Annotated in this window: 10 protein-coding genes; 5 read left to right on the top strand and 5 right to left on the bottom strand. The window is 66.3% G+C overall.

Features of this window, described 5'->3' with window-relative positions:
• Window positions 1–264: 264 nt before the first annotated feature.
• From DLJ47_RS28900 to DLJ47_RS35475, 3 genes are read right to left on the bottom strand one after another with little or no spacing between them, the layout of a single operon-like run.
• Complete coding sequence (locus DLJ47_RS28900; protein WP_109904663.1) at window positions 265–2148, bottom strand: UvrD-helicase domain-containing protein; 1884 nt, start codon at window positions 2146–2148, stop codon at window positions 265–267.
• Complete coding sequence (locus DLJ47_RS28895; protein WP_109904661.1) at window positions 2145–4337, bottom strand: ATP-dependent endonuclease; 2193 nt, start codon at window positions 4335–4337, stop codon at window positions 2145–2147. Before DLJ47_RS28895 ends, DLJ47_RS28900 begins: the two co-directional genes overlap by 4 nt.
• A 10-nt stretch (window positions 4338–4347) precedes the next feature.
• Entirely contained in the window at window positions 4348–4548 is a 201-nt protein-coding gene (locus tag DLJ47_RS35475; protein ID WP_146228217.1) for a hypothetical protein, read from the bottom strand.
• 511 nt (window positions 4549–5059) lie between these two features.
• Between DLJ47_RS35475 and DLJ47_RS28890 the strand changes: the two genes are divergently transcribed.
• From DLJ47_RS28890 to DLJ47_RS35470, 3 genes are all read left to right on the top strand, one after another.
• Window positions 5060–5953: a hypothetical protein gene (locus DLJ47_RS28890; protein ID WP_109904660.1), complete on the top strand. Its 894-nt coding sequence runs from the start codon at window positions 5060–5062 to the stop codon at window positions 5951–5953.
• A 655-nt stretch (window positions 5954–6608) separates the two neighbouring features.
• Window positions 6609–6872 (top strand): hypothetical protein, encoded by a 264-nt coding sequence (locus DLJ47_RS28885; protein ID WP_109904659.1) that lies wholly within the window; start codon window positions 6609–6611, stop codon window positions 6870–6872.
• Window positions 6872–7069, top strand: coding sequence for a hypothetical protein (locus DLJ47_RS35470; RefSeq protein WP_146228216.1), 198 nt, complete (start codon window positions 6872–6874; stop codon window positions 7067–7069). Before DLJ47_RS28885 ends, DLJ47_RS35470 begins: the two co-directional genes overlap by 1 nt.
• Before the next feature lie 53 nt (window positions 7070–7122).
• Here the strand turns inward: DLJ47_RS35470 and DLJ47_RS37175 are convergent, their stop codons facing one another.
• Window positions 7123–7527, bottom strand: a complete 405-nt coding sequence (locus tag DLJ47_RS37175; RefSeq protein WP_233258070.1) for an integrase core domain-containing protein — start codon at window positions 7525–7527, stop codon at window positions 7123–7125.
• A gap of 1011 nt (window positions 7528–8538) precedes the next feature.
• Between DLJ47_RS37175 and DLJ47_RS28875 the strand changes: the two genes are divergently transcribed.
• Together DLJ47_RS28875 and DLJ47_RS28870 are read left to right on the top strand one after the other, a co-directional pair.
• On the top strand, window positions 8539–9378 hold the full coding sequence (locus tag DLJ47_RS28875; protein ID WP_109904657.1) for a DUF4352 domain-containing protein: 840 nt from the start codon (window positions 8539–8541) through the stop codon (window positions 9376–9378).
• Window positions 9379–9462: 84 nt separating this feature from the next.
• Window positions 9463–10023 carry a hypothetical protein gene (locus tag DLJ47_RS28870; RefSeq protein ID WP_109904655.1) on the top strand — a complete coding sequence of 187 codons (561 nt, stop codon included), beginning with the start codon at window positions 9463–9465 and terminating at the stop codon, window positions 10021–10023.
• Window positions 10024–10137: 114 nt separating this feature from the next.
• On the opposite strand, the gene DLJ47_RS28865 is transcribed toward DLJ47_RS28870, so the two are convergent.
• Entirely contained in the window at window positions 10138–10545 is a 408-nt protein-coding gene (locus tag DLJ47_RS28865; RefSeq protein ID WP_109904653.1) for a hypothetical protein, read from the bottom strand.
• Between the last annotated feature and the right edge of the window lie 178 nt (window positions 10546–10723).

Here is a 10723-nt window from a genome sequence, read left to right as displayed (position 1 = left end):
GGTCATCAAGACCGTCGCCCGCGACGCCTACGGCTTCCGAAACCCCGAGAATCAGCGGCTACGCACCCGCACCGCGACCACCCGACGCCACCGCGGACACCTCAACCCCGCTTAAGTTCGATGAGCCAGTATGCTGCCGTCGATGAGCCGGATTAGCTCACAGCGCGTGCGACACGTATTGGCACCGTACAGCCCGGTTGGCGCTTGCCGAGGATCACGACTGCGGCTTAACGAAATCGAACGTGCGGCAGGGAGTCCTTGATCCTATGTGATGCTGGAATCACCGCCGAGGTCGTTGGCGAGGTCGCTCAGCGTCAGTGGTTCGTCTGCTAGACCGGACACCTTGAGGGACAGAATCGCGGCTTCGACGTTGTCCGCGTAGACGACGACGGCAAGCTCCTCCCGGGCGCGTGAGACGCAGACGTACAGCAAGCGCCGGCTTCGTTCGACGGTCGTGTCTTTGCCGTTCGCCTTGTTCTCGCGGTCAGTCTGCGACAGTTCGGCGAGTCCGAGGAGTTTGTCGTAGGAGTATGCCGGCAGGACTCCTTCGGAGTCGTCCAGCAGGACGATAACCCGCGGGAACTCGGCGCCCTTCGTCGCGTGCTGGGTCGAGTAAGGCGACTGACGGCTGACATAGCGAAGATAGCCTTGGAGTTCGCGCACGTCGCACGTCATGAACGCGTCGAGTACTTCCCGGGTTTTCTCGGACAGGACCTGGTCGCTGTGGGGTCCGTCGGGGTCCAGGTAGCGGGCGAGTTGTGGAACCGGATCGATCAGTCTGGTGTGGTGCGCGAACCGTAACGCCTTCCCGACCGAGCCGGGGCCGGCGGCGGCGACAAGGCCACGTAGATCAGTCACGGCTTCGCGGGCGGACGCTAGTCGTGCCCGCACGACGCCCGCGCCGGCGAGGTCATCACGAATCAGACCGCTGTGCTTGCGCAGGATACGGAGCGCGGCGTTGTCGTTCGAGGCGTCGCACAGCGGCAGGATGACGTTGGCGAACGGCGTGATGGGCCAGGCTGTGCCTTCGATGAACGCGGTGGCCAGTGCGGGTGGGTTCTTCGGGTGGAAGGCTGCGTGCAGGTTGGCGAAGCCGAGTCGCCGGGCCGCGAGTTTATGCATGGCGACGAGAATCTTCACACCGTCAGGCGCGTCGGCGGCCCAGGCGTCGTTCGACGTACGGTGCGCGAGCCAGCGGCGAACGGCATCCATGCTGGCGACACGGTCGGCGTCGGCAGGTAGAACAACGAAGTAGGCGTGTCCCTCTGGGGTCAGGTTGTCGGGTCGGCCGGGTGTCTGCTTGTCACCGTCGGCGGCGGCTCGTACCCGGTTGACGACCTCGAGCACGCGGCGCGAGGAGCGAAAGTTTTCGGGTTTGTTGATCAGTGCCCAGTCCGGCTCGGCCGGAACCTGGCCGATGCCCGTGGGGTAGATCTGCTGCATCGGGTCGCCGAAGAATCCCAGGCAGAAGTCGCTCTTGACGGTTCTGTACATGTGGATGAGGCCCGCGACGACGTCCGCCTCCGTATCTTGGCTTTCGTCGACGAAGACGATCGGGAAGCGGGTCGCAATGACCTTTGCCAGCAGTGGTTGCTCCAGGAGCATCCGCGGCACCATCTTGAGGACATCCGCGTGCCCGATCTGCCCCCTGCCGTAGTCTGGCCCGACGCTGTAGGTGAACTTGCGGACCGAGTGGAGCGCGTCTAGTTGACGGTAGTAGCGAGCCCGGTCCTGGGTCATCGTGTCCCGCTTGGCGGCCTTTGCCTTCCCGATCTTGCCGCCAAGCTCGTCGAGTTTGGCGGCAAGTTGGCGCTTGATCCAGGCGCCGATGTCGGACTGAAACGGCGCGACGGCTTCCCACAGGAAGCTGTGAATCGTCGACACATAGACCAGCGGGTCGTCTTGGACATCGCCGTGGATCTCGGCTGCGGCGACCTCCGTGTAGGTGATGCAGGCTATCCGCTGGGTACGCGCCCGGAGCTGGGTGCGGCGGGTTGCCGTCACGTGTGCGAGAGCCTTGACGAGTGAGGTGGTCTTCCCGGAGCCCGCCCCGGCGGTGACGATGAACCCGGCCTTTCCTTTGCGGTCGAGGACATCGCGGATCAGTCGGTCGGCGTCCGTGTCTCGGGCATCGATCCGGCCGGTCATTTGCCGACCTCAGCTTCGATCGCGGTCAAGGGTGTGGTGTCAGGCGCAACGACCGTGACTCGGTCTCGTAACCAGTTGAGACCGTCCGCAATGTACTGCGGGGCGGTCCACTGATTGTGGTCCTTGGTGATGAGCGCGAGGGCGAAGTCGGTTTTGTCGAAGGACTTGACGCGCTTGTAGATCTCGTCGTGCAAGCCGTCCAACGGCATGGCTGCCGCTCCCGAGACGCGGAGCCGGAGATCGGCCTGTGCCTCATCCTGGCACCACGCGAGGTTCTCCAAGGCGAATGCTTCCTCGAAGGTGCGACCAGCTAAGGCTGCCTGGCGATCGCCCCACATGATCGGCCGGCGAGTCTGGTATGCGACTCGGATACATCCCGGACTACCGGCGGTGGCCGGCGGGCACTTCACGGCCTCGTCCGCGTCGAGAAGCTGGTCGATCACTCGAATACGGGGGATCCATGAGGCCAGGGTTTCGTTGCTCGTAACCGCGCCCGCCTGCGTCGTCATACACGATGAACCAGCCGCAGGCACGTCCTCGGAGTCGGCCTCGGCCGCGTCGGGGCTCGGCCCTCGCACGCTGTCTAGGTCGGTGATGACCAGCGTGGGAAGTCCCAGGAACTCAACCAGTTCCTGGAACTTGTGGGCGTATGCCCCGCCGACCTCGAGGATCGTGAGGTGGCTTGACTGGAGCGCAGGCACCGATTTTTGGATGATCAGTGGCAGCAGGAGCCTTTCGACGTTGCCCTCGACCAGGATCGCGGCGTCGGCGAAGAACAGGTCGCAGTGAGTCAGCTTCAGGTATTGTCGAAGGAAGTGCCTGGTTTCGTCCTCCGTCGTCTCCCGGAACGTCATCAGATCCTTCACGTCGGTGTGATGGACGTTGCCGTCAACGCCGGTCCGCTTGAAGTACCGGATCGGCTCAAACGACTTTTCGTAGATGACGTGAGCGGAGTGTGTCGTGACGACCATCTGGGTGGCGAAGGCCGACTCAACCTGCGGAAGGATTTCACGAATCTTGCGGATGAAGACCTGCTGCAGCTGGGCGTGTAGATGCGCCTCGGGCTCCTCGATGAACACCAGGTGGATCGGATGCCGTTCACCTTCGGCATCGATCCATCGATGGTGGAAGTCCAAGACTTCGACGACCATATAGATCAGGTTCTTGAAGCCCAGCCCGTTGTACTGGTCGGGCAGCGTCCGCTCAGATGTACCCATCGAGCCGCCGGCGGCAGGTAACGCGTAGTGGACCCGCGCGCCGCTGTTGAGGACGCTTTGCGCGTTGAAGGCAGCCTTCACCACCAATCGCGGATGGACGAAGCCGGGATAGCCGAGGTCGGCAAGCTTGTCCAAGGTCGGCTCAAAGACCTTCGCGAAGTGCTCGTTGAGGTGGCGCTCCGAGTCTGCAATCGCAGCGACCGCCGCGAGATCATTCTCCCGCTGTTCGAGATTGCGGGCATAGAAGCCACTCAACTTCCGAGACAGATCTTCGGCCCGGCCGCGGCTCTCGCCGTCAACCAGGTGACGCTGAGCGTCAAGGAAATCAACCTTGATCAACGAGTCAAGCTTGGCGCCGAGGCGACTCTGGCTGCCGCGTGCAATGTACGGGGTATATCCCGCAATCGGCTCAAGCCGCTCGTCGCAGTGGGTGACGTCCAGGATCGCGTAGGTGATCTCGTACTCGCGCCGCAGCTCACGGCTCAGATAGTCGGTCAGCGACCGCGGCCATGGTTCGTAGCTGGAACCCTCTGGGCGTTCGACGGCCAGCGCCCTGCTGCGGTACTCCTCGAAGTTCTCGATCAGCGCCTTGCCGTTCTTGGGCATGTACGAGAGCCGGATCCCTACCAGGCCGGAACTCCAACTCAGGTTGGGAAGGAAGTCGACGACCCGGTGCAGGTTGTCATCATCGCCGTTCAGGTCGAGCCAGATGTCCAAAACGATGCGCGGAAGTCGCTCGTCGGGATCGTCCGAAGCGGCGTCGAACGCGTCGAACTCGGCCCAGCAGTCGGCGGTAAAGTCGTAGAGCCGGAACCGCTCTTTCTCGGCACCGAGGAACAGCCGGAACACTTGCGCGGCTGAGGTCTTCCCGCTGTTGTTCGCGCCGACGAACACCGTCGTCTCACGGTCCAGATCGATCCTGACGTCTCGCAGCCGCCGGAAGTTCTTCACACGGAACGTTTTGACGTACACGCCGCTCCATTCACCGCAAGGGCACGCCGTGAGGAGGCGTGCGATCAACCGTCAGGGCGTCGTCAGTGGCGTTGACGGTCTCGTCGAGCGCGGTGCCGACCTCGTGCTGGGCGCGTGGGTTGGTCAGCCGGCGGCATCGGGCGGGATCTACCACTCCGTCGACCGGGTCAGTGAGCGCTTCCGCGAGCCCGGACAGGTTGTCGGTTGTCAACGAGTGCGATGCTCGCGTGCACCCAACGATGATCTACCACTAGCTGCGGAAACGCCAACACCGGTAGTGTCAAATAGGCGACCGGTCTGAGTCCGCAGGCAAGCCCAAGAAGGGTAGGACCTCCACGGCAACCTGCACCTGTGTGGAGTGCTCGGCAAAGCCACCGGGTCAGCCTCAGGCCCGTCCACCCGCGTAGGCGCCCCGCTTCCGCTGGCTTCATCGCCGCTTCGGCCGACCCGCTTCGCGATCTTGCGGCCCCTGTTGGCCGCCGCTCGGGCGGCGTAGGCCGGAGGTGCCTTTATGGCTTCCGAAGGCGGAAGAGGTCCTCCTGCCGGCTCCGCCTGAAAATCGACCAGGGACCCGCCGGCGTGATGGGCGGCCATGGCGGCGTGTTCGTCATCTGCGCCTGCTACGAACCGAGCTGCGTGTGGTGTGGCTCGCCGGGCGAGAGGGCCGGCTGTATGCCCGTCGGGGTGGCCACCGGCGGCGGGCGGCTGGATCCGGCCGGCGTTTGACGCTGCAGTTCACTGATCGGCTCGTCGTCACCCTCGCTCATCTGCGCCTGGTGCCCACCGGCGTCACCACGATCACCGAGGTCACCGTGACGGACACCTTCGGCACGACCACCCCGGTCTCGGCGGTCGCCGAGGTCGACCAGGGACGCGGGCCGTGGCGCCTCTGGGACCTGGTCGACGCCGGACCCGATGCCGGTCCCGGCCCGGCGCTGCGGCTGCTGCCGCCGCCGAGCCCGCCGCCGCTGCAGGGTCCGGTGCTGGAGGAGATCCTGGTCGCCCGGGACGAACTGGCCAATCTGGCCTGGCTCATCGAGCTGCAAACGCTGGACAGCGACGGCGCGGTCGTCGACCGGTTTCGACGGCACCTGGAGCGCAGCCCGGCCGGCGATCCGGCGTTCCGACCCACCCGGAGCGGCAGTAATGAAAGGCTCGGCGCACCGATCGCCGACTACTGGTATCCGCTGGTGGCCGGCATCGCCGCCGACGGCCGGCCGGTGCTGCGGTTGGCGGCCGTGCCGCCCGGTGCGCACGGTGCCGGGGACGACGGCGTGGCCGGGCGGATCGTGCCGCACCGGCCCGGCACCGAAATCGCCGATGAGGAAGTGCCCCGCGAGGAAAGCCGTCTGGTCCGTTGCGACCGGTTGACCGTTGGGCCGGACGGCTTCGTCGTCTGGCGGGCCCGGGTCAACACCGCCGGCCGAGGTGCGGCCTCGTCCGGGCTGCGGTGCAGCCAATCGGGCGTACTGATGCCTCTGCTGGGACTTGCCAGTCCGCTCCACAGTGGCCTACCGTCAACGCATGCACACCGCTTCCCAGCGGATGTGCTTGGAACATGTGTCCGATTCCGTCCTCGAACACGAGCCGGGAACAGCGCGCCAGCAATCGGCTGATGCGGTTACCTGGGCGTGAGTTGTAGTTCGCCACGAGCGAGGATCATGGATTCGTGGTCGACGTCGCCCCGGAGTTGTACTCCATGTACCTGATCGAGTCGAAGGCCGTGACCTTGGCTGGGTGAAACGGCCCCGCGGCTGGTGGACAGCCGTCGGTCGGTCGACGTCCTACCCGACCGGCGAAGCCAGCACGCCGCCGCCTGTCTCGGACAGCACCCCACCGTGCAGGTCTTTTGCCGGGATCGCGCCAACGCCTACGCTGAAGGTGCCCCCATCGGCGCCCCGCCGCCATCGCCATCCCAATCTTGAGTAGACCTGTCAATGCTGATCTGCCAAGCTGAGTGACTGGGCGGCGAAGCGGAAGCAACTGGTCGCCGACGCCGACAGGTGCTTGCCATCGCGTGGCGGGAGGAAAGCTGACGTGCCGACCTGAGCTTGGTGGACGCTCCGGGGAACGGCCGCCCTGTGGGTGCTGCTTGGCCTCGGGGCGTGGCCGTTCGCCAACTGCCGGCGTCGAGACGGCAAGGGTGGACGGCAGGTCACCGACCAACTCGACCGGCGGCGCCAACTCCGCCGACACGCACTGCTTTGTGTGCCTCGAACCGTACGGCGCATCGCGCTGTTTCGTCGCTAAACTGCAGAGAGGACGCCCCTGATGCCAGCTAGCCTCGACCGCATCCGCAACAGCATGAAGGTCACTACCACCACCAAAGACAAGGGACTCGTCCTTACCCTCACCGTCGTTGCCTACGACAACGGCATGATCGAAGTTGACGGCATACCGATTAACACGTCACCCAACTACGACCAGGGTGAAGGCTGGGCAGGCGCCGCCGAGGTGGCCACGGCGACGCTCAGCGAGTTCCGCCGCCAGGCCGTGAAGCGGCAGGCCACCAAGCAGAAGGAGGGCGGGCAGTAGTGGCCACTCCGAAGCTTCCCACCGGAACGATTGCCCAGCTCCGCGCCCTTGTAGACGACTTTCTCGAAGCCCACAAGACCGGCGGGTACGCCGACAACTCGATGCGAATCCGGGAAGGCAACCTCAACGGCTTCCTTCTGTTCCTCGAAGGCAAGTACGATCCGGCAACGGAGAAAGGCCAGCGGCGAAGCAACTGACCTGATGACGTTGACGCCGGCGGTGTGCGTGCCGAAAACCCCGTCCATGCAGGTCAAGCGGCATGTCGGTACTCGTGAAGGATGCCGCCGAGTCGATCACGTCTGCGGATGTCGAGGTGGTCGAGTCGATCCGGGTCAGTGATCGGTTGGGGGAGCGGGCGTAGGGGTGCCGCAGCGCAGAGCGCCCGGTGGGACCGGTGCTCGTTGTAGAACGTCTCGTACTCGCGGAGCGCGTGCATCAGGTGGGCCTGGTTCACGATCAAGGTGCGGTCGAGGAGCTCAGCTCTGCGCGAGCGCACCCAGCGCTCCATGATCGCGTTCATGCGCGGCACTCGGATTCCAGTCTTCACGGTGGCGATACCTTCGTCTTCGAAGACCGCGTCGAAGGCGGCCGTGTACCTACTGTCGCGGTCGCGGACCAGGTACTTCACCGTGGCGCTGGCGTCGTGGAGATCCATGACCAGGTTGCGGGCCAGTTGCGCGGTCCAGGCTGCGGTGGGGTGGGCGGTGGCACCGAGAACACGAACGCGGCGGGTGGCGTGCTCGATGACAGCGAAGACGTACAGCCGCGCGCCGGTCAGGGTCCGGGTGCATGAGCGAGAACAGAGCCTCGCGTTCCCACCCGGTGAGGCCCTTTGCGTCCGGGTGGTCGAGCACGTACGAGGGCTTGTTCTCGAAGCCGACGCCGGCAGCCTTGCTCGCGCGGCGAGGCGTATGGCGAGGCGGGACACGACGTGCCAGTCGCCCCCGTGGTACCAGCAGCAGTCACGCCCGCCTCGACGCGGCATGAACTGGCGACCAAGCCGGCGCCACCACGGCACCCCGGACCCCATACAGCCGTCGTCGCGGAACGGCGCCGGGCGCGGCAGCAGGACGGGGGAGCTCGACCGTCCCCAGCCGCTGCGCTACGTGCAGGTGGAGCCGACCGTGGTGGCAGAGATCGAAGTGGACACCGCCTTCGATCGGTGGCGATAGCGCCACCGGGTCAGGTACGTGCGACCGCGGCTGGACCTGTCGGTGTACGACGTGCCGCTGCTGCTCGGCGAGGAGGCCGACCCGTTCTGGGACGCCGCGGCCGGCGCCTGATGTCGCGCCGAGGGTCGGTGTGCCACCGTCGATGTGTCACTGACAACACACCCTGGGAGCGCCATGAGCAACGATGATGTGCCGCGAGGGAAGTCGCTGGTGTCGGTCTTGGCCGGTTTCGCCGTTGTGGCCGCCGCCGCGTGCGGCGCCATCGCCATCAGCAACGCTAGCTCCGACTCGTCAGACCCGGCCCCCGCCGTCAGCTGGTAGGTCCGGGCGGCCTGAAAAGCTGACGCCCTCAGACGTCGGAGGAGTGACTACCCGTTTGGCTGGTCGCGGCCACCGTCCGCTGTCGACAATCGGACACAAGGGACGATGGGGTGATCTGGGGTGTTGTGGCACCGTGTACGCGACCACCCCCGCGAGCGCCGCCTTGGAGCGTCATGACCACCCCCTCGTACCCGCCGCCGCCTGGCCAGGACCCGCAGTGGCAGCAGCCGGGTCAGCCCGACCCCACCCAGCAGTTCCCGCCGCAGCCCGGCGAGCCCACCCAGCAGTGGCAGCAGCAGCCCATCCCGCTTCAGCAGTGGCAGCAGCCGCCCGGGCCGGGCCAGCAGTGGCAGCAGGCCGGCGTGCCGGTCGCCCCGAGCAAGCGCAAGCCGTGGCTGGTGCCGGTCATCCTCGGCGTGGCCGTGGTGTTCGTCCTGTGCTGCGGCGGGATCTTCGCCCTCGGCGCGACCTCCGACCCGAAGCCGGCCGCCGACTCCAGCCCGTCGGCCAAGGCCCCGGCCACCTCCGCGCCGGCCAGCCCGGCACCGACGGTCGCCAAGGCTGAGCCCGCCAAGACCAGCGCTGCACCGTCGCCCGCCGGCGACCCGGTCTTCAAGATCGGGCAGAAGGTCCGCGGTGGTGACTTCGAGTTTACGGTGCACGGCGTGAAGTGCGGCATCCGCTCCGTTGGCACCGAGTTCCTCAACACCCAGGCACAGGGGCAGTTCTGCCGGGTCGACATGACCGTCAAGAACGTCACCAAGTCGGCGCACCTGTTCCACGCCGACAGCACCGTCACCGCGCACGACGCGACCGGGCGGGAATACTCCGCCGACGGCGAGGCCGGAATCTACGGCAATGACAACGCCAAGGGCTTCCTCGACGAAATCAACCCGGGCAACTCGGTGCGCGCCTACGTCTTCTTCGACGTGCCGAAGGGCACCAAGCTCTCGAAGATCGTCTTCGACGCCGGGCTGTTCACCTTCGCCGAGGACGCCGTCGTCACGCTCTGACCCACACAGCACAAGCCCCAGCCACTCGGCTGGGGCTTCGCGTGATCGCACATCAAATAGCTAGTGATCGTTAGGACTTCCCGCATGACCGAACCCACCGCGGCTGTGCCGCCCCGCAAGCGCTGGGCCCTCATTGCCGCAGCTGCCATCGCCGTTGTCGCCCTCACCCTCGCCGTCGCGTTCGCGCTCGGACGCGGCTTTGACCAGCCGGAAGCGCAGGATCGCCAGGCGGTGGGCGCATCCGCTTCCGCTGCCGCGACCACCCCGGTTGCCACCCCCACCGCCTCGGCCAGCCCCTCGCCGAGTAGCTCGCCGAGCAGCTCGCCGAGCTACAAGCCCAAGCTGCCCACGAAGATGACCGACGAGGGCGGCTACTGCACCGATCGGCGTTGCGGCCACTACGTCGCTGGGTCCAGCTGCAAGGGCATCGAGTGGTGCACCAAGAAGGCCCTTGTCGAGCCTGGAACGTGGGCGACTGACGGAGGTTCCGGCTTCACAGACTGCATGTGGGGGCTGTCCCTGCCGCCAGAGTACGGCCTGGAGGACGGCGGCTACGCGACGTCATACCTCGAGGTTGTCGTGCCCAAGGGAGCCATCTTCGACACCGACGACTGCGACGCCGGCTGGAAGTGGCTGCACCCCTGACCGCAGCCTGATCCACGACGAAGCCCTGACCCTCATCGGTCGGGGTTTCGTCTTTTTGCTCGGCGAGGAGGCCCGACCCGTCTTGGGACGCCGCCGCCTGCGCTTGACCGTCTCTTACCTGCGGAGGGTGCTGTCACCGTCGGGGTGCGCGGCTCCCGGGATCAGCTCGGATGGCCGCAGTGCAGCGGCGGTGCGCGTGGAGGGGGAGGCCGCCAGCTGCTGCTCCATGCGGCCCACCCATCGGAGGTACGCGAACCAGCCCGCTGCCCCGCAGAGGCAGAGGACAGCGAAACCCAGCCAGCGAACCTCGCCCGGCTGCTCCACTACCCAGACGGCGGCGCCGAGCACCGACACCCGCCACGCCACGGTGACGGCGCGGCGCACCCCGTGGACCTGGTCGCCGACCACAGCCAAACCTTTGCCCCACCACCAGCTGCCGATGACCACGCCGAAGGCGACAATGACCGTCAGCTCGGCGAACCACTGGAACGGGTGCCTGGAGGGATTGGGCAGGGGCTTCACCGGCTGCTCCGGAGGCGGGGCTTTAGGTCAACGCCGTGAAGTTATGGGCTGTGGGCTTCCCCCTGAGATGTGGACACCCTGAGACTGGATGTTGGTCCAGAGGAAGGGGTGTCCCCGTTGGGGCGTCCATCGAAGTACACGGAAGAGTTCCGGCGTGACGCGGTTGACCTGGTCCGTT

The sequence above is a fragment of the Micromonospora sp. S4605 genome, from assembly GCF_003176715.1.
GTDB classification, from domain to species: domain Bacteria; phylum Actinomycetota; class Actinomycetes; order Mycobacteriales; family Micromonosporaceae; genus Micromonospora; species Micromonospora echinaurantiaca.
The sequence above is the reverse complement of the archived record's forward strand: the minus strand, read 5'-3'. Positions and strand labels throughout refer to the sequence as shown.